Source organism: Streptomyces sp. NPDC002680 (assembly GCF_042889145.1).
Lineage (GTDB): Bacteria > Actinomycetota > Actinomycetes > Streptomycetales > Streptomycetaceae > Streptomyces > Streptomyces adonidis.
Genome location: NZ_JBIAQP010000023.1, coordinates 115,976 through 138,968, shown reverse-complemented (window position 1 = coordinate 138,968; position 22,993 = coordinate 115,976). Strand labels below are relative to the sequence as shown.

The following is a 22,993-nucleotide window of genomic DNA, read 5'->3' as shown; positions in this document are numbered from 1 at the left end:
CGGGCGCATGCCACAGCAGCAGCCCCTGCTCGCCGACCGCGGTTTCTATCTGGGCCCGATCTTCCGGCGGGCCGCCGACCGTCACGGAGCGGTCTTCGTGACCCTGGACCGGCCGCTGGACGTCGGCCCCGATCTCGGGGTCGACCTCAGCTACAGCCAACTGGCTGATCTGGTCGAGGAGTTGTCGGCCCGGCTGTGGGCGGCCGGGGTGCGGCCGTCCGAGCAGGTGGTCGTCCACAAGACGGACAACGTCGACATCGTGCTGCTGACCTGCGCGGTCTCCCGGATCGGCGCGGTCCCCGTGCTGCTCTCCCCCGCCCTCGCCGGACCGGTCGTCGGCCAGTTGCTGGCGCGCCTGCACCGCCCGTGGCTGCTCACCGACAGCGCCAAACTCACCGGCCCGCTCAAGGAGTTGGACCTCGCCCCGCTGGTACGCCGGACCCTCACCGTCGATGCCGGCGCCACCGCGGCCGACGCCGAGCCGCTGGAGAAGCACGCCGGCGCCGAACCCGCCGCGCCCGTCCGTCTCCACCCCCGCGAACCCGCCCTGATCACCCACAGCTCGGGCACCACCGGCGTCCCCAAATTCGCGGTGCACTGCGCGAACACCATGTGGAACAGGCTCGTACCGCAGCAGGCGATGGGCTGGCCCACGCGCGGGGAGACGGCCGCGCTGCACATGTCCTTCGTGCACTCGCGCTTCTACCATCTCCTGGGCGTGCTCCTGCACTTCGGCAGCCCGCTGCTCCTGATCACCGACCCGACCCCGGCCCACGTGGGCCCGCTCCTCGCCCGGCATCGCCCCGGCATCGTCGAGACGCACCCCAACACCTTCGTCCTGTGGGAGGAGTTGGCGGACGCGCCGGGCCAACCCCTGTCCCGCGTACGGTCGTACGGGTCGACGTTCGACGCGATCCACCCCCGTACCGTGAAGCGGCTGCTGGGCGCCTCGAAGCGCCGTAACGCCTGGCTGATCCAGCTGTACGGGCAGAGCGAGACCGGTCCGGTGGCCTTCCAGTGGTTCACCCGGCGCAGTGCCGCGAAGGCGGACGGGCGCCGGGTCGGGATCGGGATACCCGGGTTCACGCGGGTCCGGGTCACGGACGACAACGGGCGACCGGCGGCGCCGGGCAAACCGGGCCGGATCGAGGCCCGTACACGCGGACGCATCCTCACCTACCTCGGCGCGCGCGAGCAGTACGAGCGCCAGCTGGACGGCGGCGGGTGGTGGCAGATGGGCGACATGGGCTACCGGAGCAGGCTCGGCGCGCTCTATCTCATCGACCGTGAGATCGACCAGATCGACTCCGTGCACAGCAATCTGGAGGTCGAGGACACGCTGATGGACCGGCTGGAGGAGCTGCGCGAGGTCGTCATCGTGCCGGGCGCCGACCGTGAGCCGGTGCCGGTGATCTGCGTACGCGACGAGGTGCCGCTGGACCCGGACCGCTGGCGTCAGGCGACCGCAGACCTGCCGACGATGGCCGAGCCGCGTCAGTGGCGGTTCGAGGAGCTGCCGATGACGGCGACCTGGAAGGTGAAGCGGGTGGAGATCAGCCGCATGCTGGCCGAGGGCGCACGCGCGTGACCACCTCGGAGCGGGTGATCGTGGTGGGGGCGGGTCCCGTCGGTCTCTCCGCCGCCCTCGGTCTGCGCGCCCACGGACTGCCCGTCGTGGTCCTGGAGTTGGACCCCGAGGACCGTGAACGCCCGGGCAGCCGCGCCCTGTTCGTGCACCGCGAGACCCTGCGCCTGCTGGACGGGATGCGCCCGGGCCTGGCCGCCGAGTTCACGTCGTACGGGCGGACCTGGCACACCAGGCGCACGCTGTACCGGGGCCGCGAGGTCTACTCCCGCACTTTCCCCGAGACGCCCAACTCCCCTGTTTTCATCCCGCCGTTCACCAGCCTGCGCCAGGTGGACACCGAGCGTTTTCTGCGTGCCGCGTGCCGGGACGCGGGCGTGGAGTTCGCGTGGGGCGTGCGCGTGACGGGCGTACGGTCCTCGCCGACCGGGGTCACGCTCACCGACTCCGACGGGGGCGTCTGGCACGGCACGCACGTGGTCGCGGCCGACGGCGCCCGATCCGCCGTCCGGGCGGAGCTGGGGATCACGATGGAGGGGACGCGCTCCGAGGGCTTCCATGTGGTCGTGGACGTCGCCGACATCCCCGGCGCCGAACTGCCCCTGGAGCGCGTCTTCCACTACGAACACCCGGGCGTGGGCGGCCGGAGCGTGATGCGGGTGCCCTTCACCGGCGGCTTCCAGGTCGACCTCCAGTGCCACGACGACGACCGGCAGGAGGCGTACGGCACGGAGGAGGCCGTACGGGACTGGCTGCCGTCGGTCCTGGAGGCACCCGGGTACGGGTCGCAGATCCTGTGGGTGTCGACGTACCGCTTCCTCCGGAAGGTCGCGGACGCGTTCACCGATCCGCACCGGCGGGTGCTGCTCGTCGGGGAGGCGGCGCATCTGTTCCCGCCGTTCGGGGCGCGCGGCATGAACAGCGGGATCGCGGACGCGGCGGCAGCGGCGGAGGCGATCGCGGCGGTGGCGAGGACGGGGTTCGTGGGAGCGGTCGCCGAGTTCGCCGAAGTACGGCGTGCGGCGGCCCTGTTCAACAGCGCGGCCGCCGGTACGGCACTGGACCACCTCCGTCCCCACCGCCGGATCGTCCGGGCCAAGCAGCGCGCGGCGGCGGCCCTCGCACCGGTCCTGCCGTGGTGCGGATCATGGCTGGAGCACGCGCCGTACGGGCCGCGCAACGGGGCACCGGCGGTGGCCGGCCGCAAGTACTGACCGAGGTATGAGGTACGAGGTCTCAAGAAAGAGCACTTGATGACGCACCCAGCAACACAAGCAGTGGTCACGGAGGGGCTGTTGGCCTGGTCGCCGCGCCGTGGGCTGACCGGTCCCGGCTCCGTGGACTCCGTACCGACGGTGGGCGAGCGGCTGGCGGTCGCCGACTCGTGGCTGCTGCGCGACGGCCGGGTACGGGGCCTGGCCCGCCACCGGGAGCGCTTCCTGCGGGCCTGCGGTGACTCCGGTGGCCCCTCGCTGCGCCACCTGGTGGACTTCTGGCGGGACATGACCGCGGCACTGCCACGCACCGGGGAGTGGTTCCCCCGGGTGGAACTGGGCGCTGAATCAAGGGAGTTGAGACTCCTTCTCCGGCACGCTCCGCCGCTCGGCACGGGCGTACGGGTCTGGGCGACGGGCCAGTCCGATCCGCGTACCGTCCCCCGCCGCAAGGGGCCCGACCTGGACATCCTGGCCCGGGTCCGGCAGCGGGCGGCCGGCGCGGGGGCGGACGAGGCGGTGCTGATCGCGCCCACGGGTGTGGTCCTGGAGGGCGCCACCTCCAGCGTCCTGTGGTGGGAGGGCGACACCCTCTGCTTCCCCTCCCCGCAGCTCCCCGTCCTGGCCGGGGTCACCCTCTCCCTCATCCAGGAACGCGCCCAGCGCACCGGCATCCGCGTCGCCCACCGCGAACGCGTCCTCGCCGACCTGGACGGCCACGAGGTGTGGCTGGTGAACGCCCTGCACGGAATCCGCCCGGTGACGGAATGGACGGGCGGAACGGAAACTCCGCTGCGGGCCGGACCTGCGACACGGGCCGCCGAATGGCGGCAATGGCTGGAGGACCTGATGGAGCCGCTGCAATAAACGAAGAAAGAAAAGGTGGGGCAGGGCGTCGAATTCGCCCCGCCCCACCTTTTCACGCCCGAATTCAGCTGCTTTTCGTTCAGCTGCTCTTCGTTCAGCTGCTCTTCTTTGCCGCCGGCTGATAAGCCCCCGGAACCATCCGCGTCGCGATGGCGATCCGGTTGTACGCGTTGATGACGGTGGCCGCCCAGATCAGCGCGGCGACCTGCGCCTCGTCGAAGACGGCGGCGGCCTCCGCGTACACCTCGTCGGGCACGTGACCGTCGTGCACCAGGGTCACTGCCTCGGTCAACGCCAGTGCGGCGCGCTCCCGTTCGGTGAAGAAGGGGGTCTCCCGCCAGGCGCTGAGGGCGTAGATCCGCTGCTCGGTCTCCTCCTGGGCGCGGGCGTCCTTGGTGTGCATGTCGAGGCAGAACGCACAGCCGTTGATCTGGGACGCGCGAATCCTGATCAGTTCCAGGAGTTCGGGTTCGACCTTGGCATCTTGCGCGGCGGAAACGGCGGCGCCGTGCAGGGCACCCATCGACGCGGAGACATCAGGGGTGATTTTCTTGAGGGCGACTCGGGATATGGGTTCAGTGGTGGTCATGGGATTACTATATCCACGAAAAGGGAAACATTGTTCGTCCCGCATCGTATTGAGGACCCGCAAGTGACCCCGTACTCCCTGGCGTTCTACGTGGACGTCGTCACCACCGGCACCGTGCTCGGGGTGGGCCCCGCGAACTCTCCCGAGCAGATCGCCGAAGCGCTGGGGCCGGACTTCGCCGAGGACACCTTCAGCGACCGCAGCATGTGCCTCGGCTACGGCTTCGTCGAGTTCTTCTGGGACCGCGCCTCCGCCGACGACCCCTGGTCGGGCCACCACTTCACCCTGCAAGTGCGCCGACTCGCGTACCGGAACCGCGTCGACGTCCACGACGTACTGCGTGCCCGGTACGGGCGCTTCACCCCCAGGCTCCGGTTCGAGAAGCTCCGGCGACTGCTGACGCGGCGCGGTGTGCCCCTGGTGGAGATCCCGGCGATCCCGACGCTCGGTCCGTATTTCCGTACGTTCTGGCAGCCCGACTCCCGGGTGGCCGTCACCGTCATCGGCACCTACGGCGAGCACGAGACGCCGGACAATCTGCGGGTCGGTGACGTGTACAGCGTCCACGGCCCGTTGGCCGCCGAGGAAGTGGCGTGGCGTAGGGCGCAACTGGCCTAGAAACCGGCCGGGGAGACCGTCGCGCACAGTTCCTCCAGCGCCCCCGCCCACCCGTGGTCCGCCGGTGTCCCGTACCCCACCACCAGCGCGTCGGTCCGCTCGGCGGTGGAGTCCGGGTGACGGTAGAGGTCGAGACCGTGCACCGCCAGTCTCCGCCGGACGGCTGCCCGTACCACCGACTCCTCGGTGCCCGGCGGGAGTTGGAGCACCGCGTGCAGTCCGGCCGCGATGCCGGTCGCGTGGACCTGGGGTGCCCTGGCGGCCAGGGCCGCGACCAGCGCGTCCCGTCGACGCCGGTACCGCAGCCGGGCGGCGCGCACCTGACGGTCGTACGCACCCGAGTCGATGAACTCGGCGAGGGTCAGCTGGTCGAAGACACCGCAGGACCAGTCGATCCTGCCCTTCGCCGCGACGACCTCGCCGACGAGGGACGGCGGCAGCACCAGCCAGCCCAGCCGCAGGCCGGGTGCCAGCGACTTGCTGGCCGTACCGAGGTACACCACCCGGTCGGGGTCCAGCCCCTGGAGCGCGCCCACCGCCTGCCGGTCGTACCGGAACTCGCCGTCGTAGTCGTCCTCCAGGATCAGCCCGTCCCCGCGCCGCGCCCAGTCGACCACGGCGGCCCGCCGGTCGGGATGCAGCGACTTGCCGATGGGGAACTGGTGGGCGGGAGTCAGCAACACGGCGCGTACGTCCGCCAGTTCCCCTTCACCTCCCCCTCCCCCTCCCGTCAACTCCTCGGTACGGGTGCCCAGTTCGTCGAGGCCGAGCGGTACCGTCCGCAGCCCCGCGCGCTCCAACAGCCGCCAGTGGGCGTCCAGTCCGTACGACTCCACTGCCAGTGAGGTGAGCCCTCGGGCGTGCAGGACCCCGCCCAGCAGCATCAGCCCGTGCACGAAGCCGGAGCAGATGACGATGCGGTCGGGGTGGGTGTGGACGCCCCGGGCGCGTGCCAGATAGCCGGCCAGGGCGGTGCGGAGTTCCACGCGTCCGCGCGGGTCGGAGTAGCCGAGGGCGTCGTTGGGGGCGGCGGCCAGGGCGCGGCGGGATGCCCTGAGCCAGGCGGCGCGGGGGAAGAAGGAGAGGTCGGGGCTGCCGGGGATCAGGTCGTGCACCGGCGGGAACGGTGAGCGCGGATGCCGGGTGGGCCCGGCGGAGGGGCGGGGCACTGGGCGTTCCGCCACGCTGGTGCCCGAGCCCTGGCGGGCGGTGAGCCAGCCCTCGGCGACCAGGTCGGCGTACGCGTCGGCGACCGTGTTGCGGGCGATGCCGAGGTCGGCGGCGAGGGAGCGGGAGGAGGGCAGGCGGGTGCCGGGCGTCAGCCTGCCGCCGCGCACGGCTTCCCGGATCGCGTCGGTGAGCCCCCGGCGTACGCCGGTGCCGGTCGGAGCGGGGCGGAGGTGGAGGTGGAGATCGACCCCCGAAGTGGCCCAGGATTCTGCCATGGAAATGGACCATACCGTTGGGCTACTGGCTGCCTACAGTCGATGGCATGACCACCGATGAGAAAGCCCCCCGTCTCCCCTGGGCCGAGCTGGCCCCCGATGTCTTCAAGGCCATGATCCGGCTGGACTCGTCGGCCCGGCAGGGCCTCGACCCGGTCCTGTGGGAGCTGGTGAAGATCCGGGCATCACAGATCAACCACTGCGCCTACTGCCTGGACATGCACACCAAGGACGCGCTCGCGGCGGGCGAGAGCGTGGAGCGGATCGTCCAGCTGAGCGCGTGGGAGGAGTCGGCGCACTTCTACACGGAGAAGGAGCTGGCGGCGCTCCGGCTGACGGAGGCGGTGACCGTCCTGACCGACGGTTTCGTCCCCGACGCGGTCTACGACCAAGCGGCCCGCCACTTCGAGGAGGCCGAACTGGCCCACCTGATCGCGGGGATCACCGTCATCAACGCCTGGAACCGCTTCGCGGTGACGACCCGTATGGTCCCCGGCCACTACAAGCCCGGCGGCACCGGGTGAGCGTGGACACCTTCCACGCCCTGCACCAACACCGCCTGCCGCACGACCCGTTGGTGCTGCCCGGCCCCTGGGACGCGGTGAGCGCACGGGAGTTCGCCGCCGCCGGGTTCCCCGCCCTCGCGACGCCCAGCGCCGGGATCGCGGCCTCGCTCGGATACGCGGACGGGGCCACGCCCGTCGACGAGATGTTCGCGGCGATCACCCGCATCGCCCGGTCCGTGGACGTACCCGTGTCGGCGGACGTGGAGGACGGATACGGCCTGGAACCAGGGGAGTTGGTGGAGCGACTCCTGACCGCGGGCGCCGTCGGCTGCAACCTGGAGGACTCCCACGCGGGCATCCTGACCGACCCGCACGCCCACGCCGACCGACTCGCCGAGATACGGGCCGCGGCGGGCGACCGCCTCTTCCTCAACGCCCGCGTCGACACGTTCGCGTACGGCGACCAGAACCCCGAACAGGCCATCGAGCGTGCCGAGTTGTACGTGACGGCGGGCGCGGACTGCGTGTACCCCATCGAGGCACCGCTCGCCACACTTCCGCTGCTGCGGTCAGCCATCAGCGGTCCACTCAACGTCTTCGCCACACTCGACGGCCCTTCCCCGGCCGAACTAGGCACCCTGGGCGCCACCCGAGTCACCTTCGGCCCGGGCTTCCTTCAGTGGGGGGCGAAGGCGCTACGGGGGAGAGCGAGCGCGCTGATCGCGGGCGGAAGCGGGGGCGGGACCGGGGTCTGAAGCGGGGCCGGGGCCAGGCCTGAGCCGGGGCCAGGGCCGGGTCCGGGGTCGGGTCCGGGCCAGGGCCGGGTCCGGGGGCGGGGTCGGGTCGGACCCGGGGTCGGGGTCGGGTCGGACCCGGGGTCGAAAGCGGAACGGACCCGTGCCCTGAGCCAGGGCCGGGGCCGAGAGCAGGGCGGGACCCGGGGTCAAGCCGGACCGGGAGCGGGCTCAGGCAGCCGGCGCCGGCCCTTCTCCTCGCCCCCTCAGGCAGCGGGCGTAGGCCCGTCTCCCGTGCCCTTTCCCTCCTCCCGACCTTGCTCCCGGCTCTCCTCCTCGCCCCGAACCTGCCCCTCGCCCTGCTCGTTCGCCTTGCCCTGAACCTGAGTCTCGCCCCGCCCCTCCACTTGCCCCTCCAACTGACCCCGAACCTGCCCCGTCACCTGCCCCTTCGCCGCCTCCCTCGCCTTCCTCCTCCCCTCCCGTACCGCCGTTCGGCGGGCCTCCTCCGCCTCCCAGCGGCGTTTCAGTTCCAGGGTGCGTTCGCTGAGCGGGGCCGGTTCGTCGTCTTCCTCCTTCCACAGGCCCTTCGCCTTCAGCTCGCGTGTCTGGACCTCGACCGGTGGTTCCGGGTCGAAGTCGGAGGGGCGCGGGCCCTCGGGGCCGTCGGGGCCGACCCTGATCAGGCGTTCGACGCGAGTCACGCGGTAGCGGATGCCGTCGACGGTCGCGACGTTCAGGCGCTTCTCGTCGACCCGGTCGGCGATCAGGGCGTACTCCGCGGCCTTCTCCTCGCTCAGTCGGAGCGTGAACGGCGCCATCACGCGCAGCCAGTACGCCAGGGAGTCCCGCGCGCCCTGGGGCGTGGAGTCGGAGGCGCCGGGGTTGTGCGCCCGCCAACTCCCGTCCACCCGCTCGGAGATCATGTAGACGGCGGGCAGCAGCACCCCGCCCGGGTGGGTGTGCAGCGCCCGCCGCGCCTCGTCCCGCACCTCCTGCGGCGCACCGGGCGCGATGCCCACGAACTGGATCAGGTCCAGCTTGAGGATGCCGTCGGACAGACCCGTGCCAGTCACAGGGTCGACCACGAAACCCTTCGTACGCGGCCCCACCCGGTACGCCTCGCCGACCTCCGCCGGGTCGGGGTCGGACGGGCGGGGCGGCTCGGGCCCGTTCGGCCCCATCCGGACGAAGCGTGAGGCGCGCACGATGCGGAATCTCTCGCCGCGCACCCGCAGTTCGTTCACGACCTCCCGGTCCATGCGCAGCGCCGCCGCCATCCACTTGCGCCGGGCCCCCTCGTCACCCGCCTTCTCGGCCTCGCCGGCCCGCAGCCGGAACACCGAGCCGAGCGAGTCCCGGGAGCCCTGCGGGGTGTCGCTGCCGTAGCCGAACAGCTCCCAGCCGCCCGCCTCGCGCTCCTTGGCATGGAAGAACTCGGGGATGCCCACCCCCATCAGGTCGGGGTACCGCATCGCGGCCTCCCCCGCCTCCTGCTCCGCGAAGGCCGCGATCGGACCCTCCTGCGCGGTGACCCTGATCGTCAGATACGCCGGGACATCGTCTCTGTAGTCGCCCATGCACTGAGCGTGCACACAAGGGAGTTGCCCGACACCGGGTTTCACCGAATTCACGGGGCTCCGGCGTGGAACCCTGTGGAATCTCACCGGTTCTTTGACTAAAGTCAAAGAAATCATGGATGCCTCTGTGAACGATGCGAACGATGTGAGCACCCTCCGGCAGTTCAACCGGTACTTCACCCGCCGCATCGGCGCCCTCGACGACCACTACCTCGGCCAGGACCGGCCGCTCGGCGAGGCACGGCTCCTGTTCGAGATCTCCGAGGCCGGGGACGGCGCCTCGCTGCGCGAGCTGCGCGCCCGCCTCACCCTGGACGCCGGGTATCTGAGCCGGCTGGTGCGCGCCCTGGGCAGACAGGGACTGGTCCGGCTGCGGGTGCACCCCGGGGACAGCCGGTCACGGGTCGTGGAGCTGACACCGGCCGGTGAAGCCGAGCTGACGGAGCAGAACCGCCGGGCCGACGCCCTCGCGGCGAGCCTCCTCGCCGGCCTCGACGACACCCGGCGCGGCGAACTGACGGCGGCCCTCGACACCGCCCGACGGCTGCTGCGCCTCGCGGCGATCACCGTCGAGACCGTCGACGGTGCGAGCCCCGACGCCCGCGCCTGCCTCGCCGCGTACGCCGCCGACATCGACGAACGGTTCCCCGAGGGCTTCGATCCGGCAGCCCTCGTACAGCCGCACGAGGTGTCGGGCGACGCGGGCGCCTTCCTGGTCGCGTACGAGGAGGGGCGCCCCGTGAGCTGCGGGGCGCTGCGGCGGCTCGAACCGGGGGTCGGCGAGATCCGCCATGTCTGGGTGCACCCCGGGTCCCGCCGGCTGGGCCTCGCCCGCCGCATCCTCGACGGCCTCGAACAGCAGGCCGCAGCACGGGACTTGACGGTCGTACGACTGGACACGCACACCGTGCTCACGGAGGCGCGGGCGATGTACCTGGCGTGCGGCTACTCGGAGATCCCGCGCTACGACGACAACCCGTACGCGGGGCACTGGTTCGAGAAGCGTGTTCGGCACACATGCTCCCGTCATGGGCCGGTCTCCCCCACAATGTGACCGTGTCCACCTCAACGGAATCAGAGACCACGGGATCCGGGTACGGGGAATCGGAGAACACGGAATCCGAGTACGCGGAGTCCGAGTTCGAGGACGGTACCCCCGTCAGGTTCCTGCTCAGCTCCGCCCGGGGCGAGCCTGTGCCGGTGTCCGACCCGGACCGTCCCGAGGGGATGGGCAGGGCCGTCCCCGTGGCCACCGGAGGCGGCCGGACCGTCGCCACCTTCGCCGTCGTACGACGCCGCGGCACGCACGCTCCGCGGGCTGCGCTCCGCCGGACACCGGGGACTCGTGGACAACGCGATCGTGGTGGTCACCGACATCGAGGGAACCCCGGGCCACACCCTGTCCGCCGACTTCGCCGGGAACCTGGGGATCAGGCCCGGCCAGGTGGCCACCGTCCCCTTCGACCTGTCGCTGCGCTCGCCCGGTTTCCGGGAGCTGGGGCGGCTGCGGGCGGCGACCACGCAGGCGTTCGTGAAGCTGGCACAGCTGGTCGTGGGAGACGGGACGCACTGATCCCCGGGCCGCCGAAGCCGCCCGGGGATCAGAGAGAACGCGCCGTGACTCAGAACGTGCTCCGGCTCAGATGAGGCCGAGCGCGCGGACCGCCTCGCGCTCCTCCGCCAGCTCGGCCACGGAGGCGTCGATACGGGCGCGGCTGAACTCGTTGATGTCCAGGCCCTGGACGATCTCGTACACGCCGTCCTTCGTGGTGACCGGGAAGGAGGAGATGAGGCCCTCCGGGACGCCGTACGAGCCGTCGGACGGGATGCCCATGGAGGCCCAGTCACCGTCGGCCGTGCCGTTGACCCAGGTGTATACGTGGTCGATGGCGGCGTTGGCGGCGGAGGCTGCCGAGGACGCGCCACGGGCCTCGATGATGGCCGCGCCGCGCTTGGCGACGGTCGGGATGAAGTCCTCGGCGAGCCACTTCTCGTCGCTGACGACCTCGGCGGCGTTCTTGCCGGCGATCGTGGCGTGGAAGATGTCGGGGTACTGGGTGGCGGAGTGGTTGCCCCAGATGGTGAGCCGCTTGATGTCGGAGACGGTCGTGCCCGTCTTCTTCGCGAGCTGGGTGAGCGCGCGGTTGTGGTCGAGGCGGGTCATCGCGGTGAAGCGCTCGGCCGGTACGTCCGGGGCGGCGGCCTGCGCGATGAGCGCGTTGGTGTTGGCCGGGTTGCCGACGACGAGGACCTTGATGTCGTCCGCGGCGTTGTCGTTGATGGCCTTGCCCTGCGGCTTGAAGATGCCGCCGTTGGCCTCCAGGAGGTCACCGCGCTCCATGCCCTTGGTGCGCGGGCGGGCGCCGACCAGCAGGCCGACGTTGGCTCCGTCGAAGGCCACGTTCGGGTCGTCCGTGATGTCGATGCCCTGGAGCAGCGGGAAGGCGCAGTCGTCCAGCTCCATGGCCGTACCCTCGGCGGCCTTGAGGGCGGGGGTGATCTCCAGGAGGCGGAGCCTGACCGGCACGTCCGCGCCGAGCAGCTGGCCGGAGGCGATGCGGAAGAGCAGGGCGTAACCGATCTGGCCGGCCGCGCCGGTGACGGTGACGTTCACGGGAGTGCGGGTCATGGCGTTCTCCGTATGACAGCTGGCGGTGGGGCGTCGCTGCCCCGGTTCGGATGATCGATCTCTTGGCATCAAGAGAGATCCAGCCGTCAGGCTATCGCGCATCCGGGATCCCGTACGTCCGGGTCCCATGTGGCCCGTCCCACAGAACCGGAGAGCCAGGAACAGCGACGGCCACCCGTCCGGGAGAGGTGTGACGGGCGGCCGCCGCCCGGGGACCGATCACGCCGGATCCCGTGGGGGTACTCCACCGCCTGCCCAGAACCGGGCGGGCCATTCCCCTCACACCCGGATTGAACGGAATCCGACGGAACGGAGTCCGGCGCACGGGGGAGCATCGCACCCGCACCGACCGAATGCGCGGCACTTCCCGGCCGTGTCTGCACCTGCCACGCGGCACTTCCCGACCGTCCCGCGCCTGCCGGCTGGACACTTCTCCAGCCACGCCCGTACCTACCGCGTACGGCTTTCCCCGCCGCGCGCGGCCTCGTCACCGCCGCGTACGGCTCTCCTCCGCCGCGTGGGGTTCTCCCCGCCGCGCTCAACTTTCCCTGCCACGCACGGACCCGGCACCGCCACGCACGTCTCTCCCCACGCCGCGCGCGGCTCCCCCCGCCGCGCGCGGCACTGCCCCTACTGCGTGCAGCCCTTCTCGCCGGTCGTTGCGAGGGTGACGCATGCTGTTGCGTCGCCCGCGTCCTTCACGGCCACCATCGGCGTGTACGCGTCGGTGTCCGTGTCGACCGCGCCGGTCTGCTTCGCCCCGCCGGAGGCGGTGACGTCGACCTGGTCGCCCGGGGCCGCCTGGGTGATGCGCGCCCAGGCCGCCTGGCAGGTCTTGCTGTAGCGGACCTCGACGAGCGTGGTGCCGACGGTGACGCTGTTGGCGGTCTGCGCCAACTCGCCGCCGCAGCCCATGTTCTCCGGGTCCTGGCCGGTGCAGGTGTCGCCGCTGCACTCCACCCCGACCGGCAGGTCGGGATCGGTGCCGGCCGACGTGGTCGGGGACGGGCTCGGCTTGCTCGCCGCCGGTGTGTCGTCCCCCTGGTTGGTGAAGAACAGGGCCGCCGCGACCACCACCGACGCCCCCACGACGCCCGCGAGGAACATCGTGAGCCGCCGCTTGCGCCGCGAACCGCCGGAACCACCAGGGTCACCGCCGCCCGGCCGGGCGTCCTGCGGGCCACCGCCGGGCGTCGGTACCGGCGTACCGGGAGTCCAAGGCGTCCCGCCCGAATATCCGGGCACCCCCGACGCCCCGCCCGGTCCGCCCGGTCCGCCCGGTCCGGCCACACCGGGTGATCCCGAGGGCGGGGTGGCCGTACGCCCCCCGGCACCGCCCCTCGCCCCCGGCCCCTGATACCCGGCGATACCCCAGGAGTTGGCCTCGGCCGAGGCCGAACTCGCCGATCCCGCGGAACTGGCGGAACTCACGGAACCGGCCGAACTCGCGGAACTCACCGAGCCGCCCGAGCCACCACCGCCCCGCGCCGCACCCGCCCGTACGTCGCCCACCGAGTCCCGGGAATCCGGGGTCGGCTGCGGCGGCACGGTCGGGGAGACACCGGCGGGCCCCGCGATTCCCGGAGTCACCGTCGCGCTCCGGGCGGCCCGCCCGTTCTTGCCGCTCCCGTTCTTCGTGTCGGCGGCAGGCGCCCCGAACTCCCCGAGCGCGGCGCGCGCCTGGGAGATCCGGATCGCCTCCATGGTCATGTCGTGACGCATCTCCGAGCGGCTCCACGCGCGCTCGGCCAATTCCCACATCGTGGTCAGATGCACGTGATTGGTGTTGGTGACTTCGGCCAGGGCTACGATCGCGCCCTTGGGCGCGAGAAGACGGCCGTTGAGATATCGCTCCCAGGACGTCTTGCTGTAGCCCGTGCGGTCGGCCACCGCCGCGATGTTCAGGCCACTGCGGTCCACGAGCCTGCGCAGTTGGCTCGCGAACTCCTTGACCTGCGGATCGAGATCATCCGGCAAGGCCCTCCAACGAGGCATAGCTTCCCCCCTCATTCCCCCCGGTCGTGCTGGCTGTTCTCCCGTGCGTAGTGCCGTGGATCCCTCGCCGAGTCTGTTCTGGACTGTCTTGGCTACCCAAACGGATGCACCCATTCAGGATCTCGGTTCCCGGGGTGGGGGCGCACGGGAGCATTGTCAGGCCTGGAGGTGCACCGTTGCACGCCCCTGGCTTGCGGTCCAGTGTTCCACCGGTTGCCCTCCCGGCCGGCCGGAACCCCTGGATAGTGCACGGGACGCCCCGGACCGTCCCGATTGCCCACATTAGCCGTGGCGCGTTGCGCGCCGGTTGCAATTCCTCGAACTTATCGACACATCGCCACACAGAAAGCACAAGAGCGGTCACACCGGACGCACTGTTGTCACACTCTCCCAGCGGCATCAACCAAAAGCGACAGCGCCGACCACCGCGAGCAACCCGAGCGCCAGTACGAGGAGTACGGCGACGAGCAGTACGCGACGGGAGGAGTCCCCGGAAGCGTAGAAATCCTTGGCGGCTCCGGCCCCGGCTCCGGCCCCGGACCTGGACCCGGACTCGGATTCCACCCACCAAGGAAGAGTGGGCACCTCCTCCTCGTACACCCCGCCCTGTTCCGGCGGGTCCGACGACACCGAGGCCGGTGGCCGGGGCCAGACCTTGACCGCCAACTCCCAGCGGACGCCGAAGCGTTCGGCGTCCGTCGGGGTCAGCCCCGCGACCCGGCACAGCGCGACTATCGCCTGCCGGGGCGGCGGCTGGGTCGCGTTGAGGTACCGCTGCCAGGAGGACTTGCTGTACGCGGTACGCGCACCGAGCGCGGCCAGGCTGAGCCCGGTGCGGTCCTTGAGACCCCGCACCTGCTCCACGAAGTGCCGCACCTCCGGCGGCAGATCGTCCGGCAGCGGCTGCCAGGCGCTCATCGCGCATCCTCCCGGGCATTCGTCGGCGCACAACGGCCGATCCGAGGCATTTGACGACGCCGGACGGCGGGTCGGTTCCCGCCGGGGCCGACGTGCGCCTACAGACCGCCGTGACTGCGGATCGTGTAGTGCAGCGTGTCGTCCAGGAACGGGATCTCCAGCCACGGATTCGGCTGCGCCATCATCGACAGCAGCACGATGGCCGTGCCCAGCACCGTGTACGTGACCATGTCCGTGAACCGGGACCGTACGGCGAGCATCCCGACGTCCGGCACCACCCAGCGCAGCACCGCACCGGCCAGCAACGCGGCCCCGATCAGCAGCGTCCCGTACCGGAACACGTCCAGCGCGGTGAGCAACAGCCCAAGCCCGACCGCACTCAACACAGCCAGAATCGGCCACTGCCGAGCAGGCGCCGGCGCATCCCCGGCAGCCGCCCTGCCACCACCCTCGGGCCGCGCGGTATCCCGCGTGAAAAGCGGAAACCGCCGCGTAGTACGCCGGGGCCGCCCCGCGGCATCGGGCGCGCTGACGGGGTCCACGACACCGTTCGAGTCCACAACACCGTCCGCCTCGACACCACCGGCCCGGCCACCCGACCCGGACACTCCCCCGGACTCAGGCACCACACCGTTCCTGGAGACCCCACGAGAACCCGGCGCCTCACCGAACTCCCGCACCCCAGCAGACTCGGACGCCCCGGCGTCGGACGTAGCACCGCCGGACTCGGGCACCACACCGTTCCTCGACGCCCCACGAGAACCCGGCGCCTCACCGAACTCCCGCACCCCAGCAGACTCGGACACCCCGGCGTCGGACATAGCACCGCCGGAACTCCCGCGCCCTCCGTCAGGCCCCCGCCCGCCCTCCGCCTCAGCCGGCACTGCGTTCCGCCGCCTCGACCACGTTGACGAGCAGTTGGGCGCGGGTCATCGGGCCGACTCCGCCGGGGTTCGGGGAGATCCAGCCGGCGACCTCGGTGACGCCCGGGTGGACGTCGCCCACGATCTTGCCCTCGGCCGTGCGCGAGACGCCGACGTCGAGGACGGCGGCGCCCGGCTTCACGTCCTCGGGGCGGACCAGATGGGCCGAGCCGGCCGCGGCGACGATGATGTCGGCGCGCCGGAGGTGGGCTGCCAGGTCACGCGTACCCGTGTGGCACTGCGTCACCGTCGCGTTCTCGCTGCGGCGGGTGAGGAGAAGGGGCATGGGGCGGCCGATCGTCACACCGCGGCCGACGACCACGACCTCCGCGCCCTTGATCTCCACGCCGTGCGCGCGGAGCAGGGTGAGGATGCCGTTCGGGGTGCAGGGGAGAGGGGCCGGCTCGTTCAGGACGAGGCGGCCCAGGTTCATCGGGTGGAGGCCGTCCGCGTCCTTGTCCGGGTTCATCAGTTCGAGGACGCGGTTCTCGTCGATGCCCCGGGGGAGGGGCAGCTGGACGATGTAACCCGTGCAGGCCGGGTCCTCGTTCAGCTCGCGGACCACCGCCTCGATCTCCTCCTGCGTGGCCGTGGCGGGCAGTTCGCGCTGGATGGAGGCGATGCCCACCTGCGCGCAGTCCCGGTGCTTGCCGGCGACGTACTTCTGGCTGCCGGGATCCTCACCCACCAGGATCGTGCCGAGGCCGGGCGTCACACCCTTCTCCTTCAGCGCCGCCACGCGGGCGGTCAGATCGGACTTGATCGCGGCTGCGGTGGCCTTGCCATCGAGAATCTGGGCGCTCATACCCACATCCTCGCGGATGACCGCCTCCCGGTTCCAATCCGGGTGCCCTACAAAGCACCCCACAGCCATATGCGCATGATCACGGATGTTGCACTTGCACAACACATGCACTATGCGGCTGGACAAGTATGAGCGAACTAAAGAACGATAAAAAGCTGAGCAGCACAGTGCCGCGGGCAGGGCCGGGGGGCGTACCGCACTTGCATCACCTTCCTCCGTTCGGTGCCTCGCGTCGTCCCCGCACTTGACGCATACGGAGGAAGACCCGCCATGAGTTTCGGCGACCCGAACAACCCCTACGGCCCGCCCCAGCAGCAGCCCCAGCAGCCAGCGCCCGGCTACGGCTACCCCCAGCAGACCCCGCCCCAGCAGCCCGGTTACGGCTACCCGGCGGCCCCGCCGCTCGGCCAGCAGGCGTACGGACAGCCCGGCTACGGCGGCTACCCCGGCGGCCCGCTCACGATGCCGGGCAACGTCAAGGCCGCGCGCGTCATGCTCTTCGTCATCGCGGGCTTCCAGGTGATCGGCGCCATCCTCGTCGCCCTGTCCGCGGTCGCGATCAGCGCCGCGAAGAACGACGAGGAACTGAAGGACAACGTCGACTTCCAGCAGCTCGCGGACTACTCCGCCGGCGCCCTGTGGGCCGTCACCGCGATCGTCCTCGCGTGGGGCGTCTTCGCGATCGTCCTGGGTGCGAAGTTCAGCAGCGGCGGCAGCGGCATCCGCATCACCACCATGGTGTTCGCGATCATCACCGCCGTACTCGGCATCTACCCGTTCATCGTCGTCGGCCTGGTGCACACCGTCCTCGCCATCCTCATCGCGGTGTTCGTCGGCAAGTCCGAGGGCGCGGCCTGGTTCAACCGGTCGAAGTACCCGGCGGCACACCAGTAACCACCGAGGCGACCACCGAGTTCTCGCCAATCACCGCGACCACGGCGGGTCCCGGACGTACGTCGTCGAGAAGTCGAGAACCCGGAGGGCGCGGGCGAGCACATCAAGTTGGGCCCGGGGCGGCTGGACGCGCCGGGCCCCTGTAGCCGGATCGCGCCCCGACTGAGAAGGCGAACGACACGGCCGGAGCTCCCCCGAAGGTCCATCCGCCACGGCGTACCCGGCCGGACCGGATGAGTGAGACCGAGTGAACAGGCGGCGGTCTCCGGACCCTTCGGGGAAGAACCGGACCCTTCGGGGGAGAACCGGAGGGCCGCTTCGCCGCCGGCCCTATCCTTCCCCTCAGCGGGATGGGGGGACCGTCCCCGTACGGAGGAGGGGACGACGCCATATGTACAGCGTGATCGTTGTGCCACCGTCCAACGGCGGCACCGACGGGCAGATCAAGCTCGCCACGGGTGAGCGGCTGACGTTCGGCAGGGCCGAGTCGGACGACGGCCTCGTCATCACCCACGAAGGGGTGCCCCGGATCGCCGGGGAGATCACGGCCCACCGCGTCTTCTGGCTCCTGAGCAACCTCAGCGAGGACCAGACCTACGTGGTGGAGAACCCCGAGGGCGCCGGTGAACACATCAAGGTGGTACCGGGCCGGCTGGAGGCGCCCGTCCCCTTCGAGTTCTCGCGCGTCGTCCTGCCGGCCGCGGGCGAGCTGCTCGCCTTCGACGTCTGGGCACCGCGCCACGCCTTCCGCAGCGTCGCCCGCCACGGGCTCTCCGGTGACGTCACCGCACCGGCGTTCGCTCTCGACCGCACCAAGCGGTACTTCACCGTCCTGACCGCGCTGTGCGAACCCCGACTGCGCGGCGAGCCGCACGCCCCGCTGCCCGGCGTCGAGCAGCTGGTGGAACGGCTGCGTGCCGTCTGGCCCTCGGTGAGCCGCTCCGCCGTCTACTGGAACATCGACTACCTGACCGTCAAGCTGCGGCTGCGGCCCGGCCTGGACACCGCGGAGTCGGGCCAGCGCCTCAACGGCAAGAAGGAGTCGCTGGTATCGCTGGCGCTCCGCTTCGACCTCGTCCGCGAGGACGACCTCGTCGCACTCGCCCCGGCGCCGGGTGAGGGGGGCCGATGACCGGGCGGTCGAGCGTGGTCCCCGTCCCGGAGGGCTACCGGGTCGGGCCCTGGGAGGTGCGGGAGCCCCTGGCGTCCGGCGCGTTCGCGACCGTCTACGCCGCCGCCCGGCACACCGGCGCGGAGGAGCGGGGCCTGCCCAGCCGGGCGGCACTGAAGTTCCTGCCCACCGGCACCCGCACCCCGCGCCAGCTGCACCACCTGCGCGAACTGGCGGAGCGGGAAGTGGAGTTACTGAGCAGGCTGCGCGCGCCCCGGCTGATCCGGATGTACGACGCCCTCACGGTCGACGACCCGGAGCACCCGGAACTCGACGGCGCCACCGTCCTCGTACTGGAACGGGCCGAGGGCTCCCTGGACGCCGCACTGGAGCACTCACCGAGGCCGGAGTCGGGGCCCGCCCTCCTGGCCCAGATCTGCGAGGGGCTGCACCAACTGCACCACGCGGGCTGGGTGCATGGGGATCTCAAACCGGCCAACGTGCTGTTGCTGAAGGACGGTTCGGTGCGGCTGGCCGACTTCAACCTGGCCGCGGAGCTGAAGGGCACGCACGCCTACGCCCCGGCGTTCGCCACGCCCGACTACGCCCCGCCCGAGTTGCTCTGGCCCGAGATCGACGAACGCGGCACCCGCGTCCGCCCGTCCGCCGACGTGTGGGCGTACGGCGTCCTCGCCCATCTCGTCCTGACGGACACCTTCCCGCTGCCGGGCGGCAGCACGGACGCCCGCGCCGACGCGGCGACCCGCTACGCGCGCGGCGCGGAGGAGCTACGGCTGTCCCCCGGACTCCCGGAAGCCTGGCGGGGGATCGTCCGGGACTGTCTGGCACCCACGCACGCGGACCGCGCCGCCCGGGTGCCGGACACGGGTGCGCTCCTGCGCCGGGTGGAGGCGGCCGCGGGCACCCCCCGCTCGGCCCGGCTGCCACGGCTGCGGCCCCGGCGGTGGCGGCGTCCGGCGCTGGTCGTCGGGCTCGTGGTGGCGACGACGCTCGGCGCCGCGGCGGTGACGTACACCGTCCGCGACGACGCCCCAGCCTCGGCGGCGACCCCCACCTGCGAGAAGCCCGCGATGTACGAGGACGACCAGTACGGTCGGGGCTACACCGCCGGCTGGAACGGCACCTGGGACTTCACCATCGCCCAGGGCGACGGCGGCAGCCAGGTCCGCGAACTCCAGTGCCTGCTGCTCTATCTGCACGGCATCACCGAAGTCGGCGGTGTGGACGGCGAGTTCGGCCCCCTGACCCACGGTGCGGTCGTCATCTTCCAGAAGCGGGCAGGGCTGGAGGCGAACGGGATGGTGGGGCCGAAGACGTGGCGGGCGTTGCGTCGGCCCTGACCTGGGATCCGGCCCGCACCCTGAAACTTTTCAGGTACCCCACCCTGCCCGCCCGCCCCAGAGTGTTCACCACCGCAGCACTGCCGGTGCGGTGACAGGACACGGGGGTGGACACGGCCATGAAGCGGACTCTCGCCATGCGGTGTGCGGCGGCGCTGGTGATCAGCGCGGCGGCGACGGGCTGCACGGCCGCGGCCACCGCCGTTCCGACGGGCGGTTCCGCGAGCCCGGACACCGGAAAGGTCCGTGAACCGACCGACGCCGAGCAGGTCCTGGTCCAGCGTGCCGAGAACGTGCTCGTGAAGTCGTGCATGGAGAAGGCGGGCTTCCGGTACTGGATCGGCCCCCTGCCAACGGTCGACGACCTCAAGGGCGGGGGGTACGTCCTGACCGACGTCGACTGGGCGAAGCGGAACGGCTACGGCAGCCGGCTGCGGGAGAAGGCGGCCGAGCTCCAGCGCACCGACCCGAACAGCAAGTACGCCAACTCACTGCCGCAGCAAGACCGGGCCCGCTACAGCGAGACCCTCGAAGGCGGCCCGTCCGCGGGGATGCTCACCGTGGACCTGCCCGCCGGCGGCACCGTCCGGACCCCCCGCCACAGCTGTCTCACCGAGGCGAAGGGCCGGCTCTACGGCGACTTCGAGACCTGGTTCAAGGCCGAGAAGACCGCCACGAACCTGACCAGGCTGTACGTCCCGGACCTCCTCGACGACCAGCGCCTCGTCGACGCGCTCAAGAAATGGTCCGCGTGCATGCGCGAGGCCGGTCACGACTATGACGATCCGACGGCGATACGGAACGAACTGCCGTCACTGACCAAGGGGTTGAGCCCCGACGCGGCATTCACCGCCGAAGTGCGGCTCGCGGTCGACGAGGCCGAGTGCGCGACCGGGACCTCGCTGTCCGCCACGGCACACGACCTGGAGCGGGAGTACCGCGACAAGCTGCGCGGCACGTACGGCGACGCCCTCACGACGTACGAGCGCATGCGCTTCGCCGCGCTGGAACGCGCCGAAGACATCACGGGCGACACAGCCTGAGTCCCGCCGCGCCTCGAACTTCCCCGGCGTCGCAGCCGGGGCGGACACCACACCCACCTCGCACCACACACCTTCGACACAAGGAGTGATCCACCATGCGCAGAATCCTCGCCGCGGCCGCCACACTCGGCCTCGCGGGCCTCGGCGTGATCATCCCGGCGTCCAGCGCACAGGCCTCCGTGGCGTGCGACAACGCGTGGGCCGCGACGCCGAGCGGCTCCATCCGCGCCTACCGGGACATCCACTGCTCGGTCATCCTCGGCACCGACGACGGCTCCGACTCGAACTGGAACGACGCCTCCGGCGCATTCCAGGGCGCCGACAACGACGCCGCGTCGTCGCTGGTCCACAAGGGCACGTCGGGCATGCACGCCAGGTTCTTCGTCAACGCCGGCGAGACCGGCGGCTACACCTGCCTCGCCAAGGCCGAGTACTACATGGACTCCGTCGTCGGGTTCACGTTCAGCAGTGGGGTGGCCGTGAACGACAACATCAGCGCCCACGACTGGGTATGGAGCTGTGACAGGTTCCTGGACTCCTGACCCACCGAGCGTGCGGAGGGCCCGCCGGTACACGACCGGCGGGCCCTCCGCACGCGTACGGCTCAGTGGAAGAAGTGCCGCGTCCCCGTGAAGTACATCGTGACGCCCGCCTTCTTCGCGGCCTCCACGACCAGTTCGTCCCGCATCGAACCGCCCGGCTGCACCACGGCCTTGACCCCGGCGGCCGTCAGGATCTCCAGCCCGTCCGGGAACGGGAAGAACGCGTCCGAGGCCGCGTACGCGCCCCGCGCCCGCTCCTCGCCCGCTCGCTCGACCGCGAGCTTCGCCGAGTCGACGCGGTTGACCTGGCCCATGCCGACGCCGACCGAGGCGCCGTCCTTGGCGAGCAGGATCGCGTTGGACTTGACCGCGCGGCACGCCTTCCAGGCGAAGGAGAGTTCCGCCAGCTCGGACGCGGACAGTGCCTCGCCCGTCGCGAGCGTCCAGTTCGCCGGGTCGTCGCCGTCGGCCTGGAGCCGGTCGGTCACCTGGAGGAGCACACCGCCGTCGACGGGCTTGACCTCGACGGGGTTGGCGGGCGCGCCCGCCGCCTTGAGCACCCGGATGTTCTTCTTCTTGGCGAGGGCCTCCAGAGCCCCCTCCTCGTAGTCCGGCGCGACGATGACCTCGGTGAAGATCTCGGCGACCTGCTCCGCCATCTCCTTGCTCACCGGCCGGTTGACGGCGATCACACCGCCGAACGCCGACAGCGGGTCGCACGCGTGCGCCTTGCGATGCGCCTCGGCGACGTCCGAACCGACCGCGATCCCGCACGGGTTGGCGTGCTTGATGATCGCGACACAGGGCTCGGCGTGGTCGTACGCGGCACGGCGGGCGGCATCCGTGTCCGTGTAGTTGTTGTACGACATCTCCTTGCCGTGCAGTTGCTCGGCCTTGGCGAGACCGCCACCCGTCCCGTCGACGTACAGCGCGGCGGGCTGGTGCGGGTTCTCGCCGTAGCGGAGGGTGTTCTCGCGCTCCCAGGTGGCGCCGAGGAAGTCGGGGAACCGCGACTCGTCCACGGGCGCGTAGGAGGAAGCGAACCAGGAGGCGACCGCCACGTCGTACGACGCCGTGTGCTGGAAGGCCTCCGCGGCTAGCCGCTTGCGGGTGGTGAGGTCGAAGCCGCCGGTCTGTACGGCGCTCAGGACGTCGGCGTACCGCGCCGGGCTGGTGACCACGGCCACCGACGGGTGGTTCTTGGCGGCCGCGCGGACCATCGACGGGCCGCCGATGTCGATCTGCTCCACGCACTCGTCGGGCGAGGCACCGGAGGCGACCGTCTCGCGGAACGGGTAGAGGTTGACGACGACCAGGTCGAAGGGCTCGACGCCCAGCTCGGCGAGCTGCTCGCGGTGGCTCTCCAGACGCAGGTCGGCGAGGATGCCCGCGTGCACCTTGGGGTGCAGGGTCTTGACCCGGCCGTCCAGGCACTCGGGGAAGCCGGTCAGCTCCTCGACCTTGGTGACGGGGACGCCTGCGGCGGCGATCCGCCCGGCCGTCGATCCCGTGGAGACGAGTTCCACGCCGGCCTCGTGCAGGCCGCGTGCGAGGTCTTCGAGGCCCGTCTTGTCGTACACGCTGACGAGCGCCCGGCGAAGGGCCCGCTTGTCGCTCTCGGCCGTGACAGTGAT

The 22,993-nt window shown here is 71.3% G+C and carries 22 protein-coding genes; 13 read left to right on the top strand and 9 right to left on the bottom strand.

Translation table 11 applies throughout. The features are described from left to right. The first annotated feature begins 7 nt into the window (after positions 1–7). The 3 genes from ACFYXF_RS43970 to ACFYXF_RS43960 are packed head-to-tail and all read left to right on the top strand — an operon-like array spanning position 8 to position 3,666. The gene (locus tag ACFYXF_RS43970; protein ID WP_389358480.1) at positions 8–1,588 is read left to right on the top strand and encodes a class I adenylate-forming enzyme family protein; all 1,581 of its coding nucleotides are present in this window, start codon (positions 8–10) and stop codon (positions 1,586–1,588) included. Next, the gene (locus ACFYXF_RS43965) at positions 1,585–2,799 is read left to right on the top strand and encodes an FAD-dependent monooxygenase (RefSeq protein WP_389358478.1); all 1,215 of its coding nucleotides are present in this window, start codon (positions 1,585–1,587) and stop codon (positions 2,797–2,799) included. The genes ACFYXF_RS43970 and ACFYXF_RS43965 overlap by 4 nt, the downstream gene beginning before the upstream one ends. Positions 2,800–2,838: 39 nt before the next feature. After that, positions 2,839–3,666 (top strand): aminotransferase class IV, encoded by an 828-nt coding sequence (locus ACFYXF_RS43960; RefSeq protein ID WP_389358476.1) that lies wholly within the window; start codon positions 2,839–2,841, stop codon positions 3,664–3,666. A gap of 94 nt (positions 3,667–3,760) precedes the next feature. Here ACFYXF_RS43960 and ACFYXF_RS43955 read toward each other — a convergent pair whose 3' ends face one another. Further along, positions 3,761–4,255, bottom strand: coding sequence for a carboxymuconolactone decarboxylase family protein (locus ACFYXF_RS43955; RefSeq protein WP_389358474.1), 495 nt, complete (start codon positions 4,253–4,255; stop codon positions 3,761–3,763). A 63-nt stretch (positions 4,256–4,318) separates the two neighbouring features. Between ACFYXF_RS43955 and ACFYXF_RS43950 the strand changes: the two genes are divergently transcribed. Next, on the top strand, positions 4,319–4,873 hold the full coding sequence (locus ACFYXF_RS43950; protein ID WP_389358472.1) for a hypothetical protein: 555 nt from the start codon (positions 4,319–4,321) through the stop codon (positions 4,871–4,873). On the opposite strand, the gene ACFYXF_RS43945 is transcribed toward ACFYXF_RS43950, so the two are convergent. After that, the gene (locus ACFYXF_RS43945; protein WP_389358470.1) at positions 4,870–6,318 is read right to left on the bottom strand and encodes a PLP-dependent aminotransferase family protein; all 1,449 of its coding nucleotides are present in this window, start codon (positions 6,316–6,318) and stop codon (positions 4,870–4,872) included. The genes ACFYXF_RS43950 and ACFYXF_RS43945 overlap by 4 nt on opposite strands. Positions 6,319–6,365: 47 nt before the next feature. Here ACFYXF_RS43945 and ACFYXF_RS43940 point away from each other — a divergent pair, with 47 nt between their 5' ends. Together ACFYXF_RS43940 and ACFYXF_RS43935 are read left to right on the top strand one after the other, a co-directional pair. Continuing rightward, a complete protein-coding gene (locus ACFYXF_RS43940; protein WP_389358468.1) occupies positions 6,366–6,842 on the top strand; it encodes a carboxymuconolactone decarboxylase family protein in 477 nt (158 codons plus the stop codon). A 2-nt stretch (positions 6,843–6,844) separates the two neighbouring features. Continuing rightward, positions 6,845–7,579: an isocitrate lyase/phosphoenolpyruvate mutase family protein gene (locus ACFYXF_RS43935; protein ID WP_389358466.1), complete on the top strand. Its 735-nt coding sequence runs from the start codon at positions 6,845–6,847 to the stop codon at positions 7,577–7,579. A 245-nt stretch (positions 7,580–7,824) separates the two neighbouring features. Here ACFYXF_RS43935 and ACFYXF_RS43930 read toward each other — a convergent pair whose 3' ends face one another. Beyond that, positions 7,825–9,138: a DUF5954 family protein gene (locus ACFYXF_RS43930; RefSeq protein ID WP_389358464.1), complete on the bottom strand. Its 1,314-nt coding sequence runs from the start codon at positions 9,136–9,138 to the stop codon at positions 7,825–7,827. Between the two features lie 127 nt (positions 9,139–9,265). Between ACFYXF_RS43930 and ACFYXF_RS43925 the strand changes: the two genes are divergently transcribed. Continuing rightward, entirely contained in the window at positions 9,266–10,192 is a 927-nt protein-coding gene (locus tag ACFYXF_RS43925; RefSeq protein ID WP_389358462.1) for a GNAT family N-acetyltransferase, read from the top strand. A 291-nt stretch (positions 10,193–10,483) separates the two neighbouring features. Beyond that, a complete protein-coding gene (locus ACFYXF_RS43920; RefSeq protein ID WP_389358460.1) occupies positions 10,484–10,711 on the top strand; it encodes a hypothetical protein in 228 nt (75 codons plus the stop codon). A gap of 66 nt (positions 10,712–10,777) precedes the next feature. Here the strand turns inward: ACFYXF_RS43920 and ACFYXF_RS43915 are convergent, their stop codons facing one another. From ACFYXF_RS43915 to ACFYXF_RS43895, 5 genes are all read right to left on the bottom strand, one after another. After that, complete coding sequence (locus tag ACFYXF_RS43915) at positions 10,778–11,767, bottom strand: malate dehydrogenase (protein WP_389358458.1); 990 nt, start codon at positions 11,765–11,767, stop codon at positions 10,778–10,780. A 630-nt stretch (positions 11,768–12,397) separates the two neighbouring features. After that, on the bottom strand, positions 12,398–13,744 hold the full coding sequence (locus ACFYXF_RS43910) for an XRE family transcriptional regulator (RefSeq protein WP_389358456.1): 1,347 nt from the start codon (positions 13,742–13,744) through the stop codon (positions 12,398–12,400). A gap of 417 nt (positions 13,745–14,161) precedes the next feature. Further along, positions 14,162–14,680, bottom strand: coding sequence for a helix-turn-helix domain-containing protein (locus ACFYXF_RS43905; RefSeq protein WP_389358454.1), 519 nt, complete (start codon positions 14,678–14,680; stop codon positions 14,162–14,164). 98 nt (positions 14,681–14,778) lie between these two features. After that, positions 14,779–15,240 (bottom strand): DUF3017 domain-containing protein, encoded by a 462-nt coding sequence (locus ACFYXF_RS43900; protein ID WP_389358651.1) that lies wholly within the window; start codon positions 15,238–15,240, stop codon positions 14,779–14,781. A 313-nt stretch (positions 15,241–15,553) separates the two neighbouring features. After that, on the bottom strand, positions 15,554–16,408 hold the full coding sequence (locus tag ACFYXF_RS43895) for a bifunctional methylenetetrahydrofolate dehydrogenase/methenyltetrahydrofolate cyclohydrolase (RefSeq protein ID WP_389358452.1): 855 nt from the start codon (positions 16,406–16,408) through the stop codon (positions 15,554–15,556). A 270-nt stretch (positions 16,409–16,678) separates the two neighbouring features. Between ACFYXF_RS43895 and ACFYXF_RS43890 the strand changes: the two genes are divergently transcribed. The 5 genes from ACFYXF_RS43890 to ACFYXF_RS43870 all read left to right on the top strand — a co-directional run bounded on the left by ACFYXF_RS43890 (position 16,679) and on the right by ACFYXF_RS43870 (position 21,359). Then, entirely contained in the window at positions 16,679–17,302 is a 624-nt protein-coding gene (locus tag ACFYXF_RS43890; RefSeq protein ID WP_389358450.1) for a hypothetical protein, read from the top strand. Positions 17,303–17,693: 391 nt separating this feature from the next. Next, positions 17,694–18,434 (top strand): FHA domain-containing protein, encoded by a 741-nt coding sequence (locus ACFYXF_RS43885; protein ID WP_389358448.1) that lies wholly within the window; start codon positions 17,694–17,696, stop codon positions 18,432–18,434. Continuing rightward, positions 18,431–19,774, top strand: coding sequence for a protein kinase (locus ACFYXF_RS43880; RefSeq protein ID WP_389358446.1), 1,344 nt, complete (start codon positions 18,431–18,433; stop codon positions 19,772–19,774). The genes ACFYXF_RS43885 and ACFYXF_RS43880 overlap by 4 nt, the downstream gene beginning before the upstream one ends. Before the next feature lie 119 nt (positions 19,775–19,893). Continuing rightward, the gene (locus ACFYXF_RS43875; RefSeq protein ID WP_389358444.1) at positions 19,894–20,817 is read left to right on the top strand and encodes a hypothetical protein; all 924 of its coding nucleotides are present in this window, start codon (positions 19,894–19,896) and stop codon (positions 20,815–20,817) included. Between the two features lie 95 nt (positions 20,818–20,912). Next, the gene (locus tag ACFYXF_RS43870; RefSeq protein ID WP_389358442.1) at positions 20,913–21,359 is read left to right on the top strand and encodes a hypothetical protein; all 447 of its coding nucleotides are present in this window, start codon (positions 20,913–20,915) and stop codon (positions 21,357–21,359) included. Between the two features lie 62 nt (positions 21,360–21,421). Here the strand turns inward: ACFYXF_RS43870 and purH are convergent, their stop codons facing one another. Continuing rightward, entirely contained in the window at positions 21,422–22,993 is a 1,572-nt protein-coding gene (purH, locus tag ACFYXF_RS43865) for a bifunctional phosphoribosylaminoimidazolecarboxamide formyltransferase/IMP cyclohydrolase (protein ID WP_389358649.1), read from the bottom strand.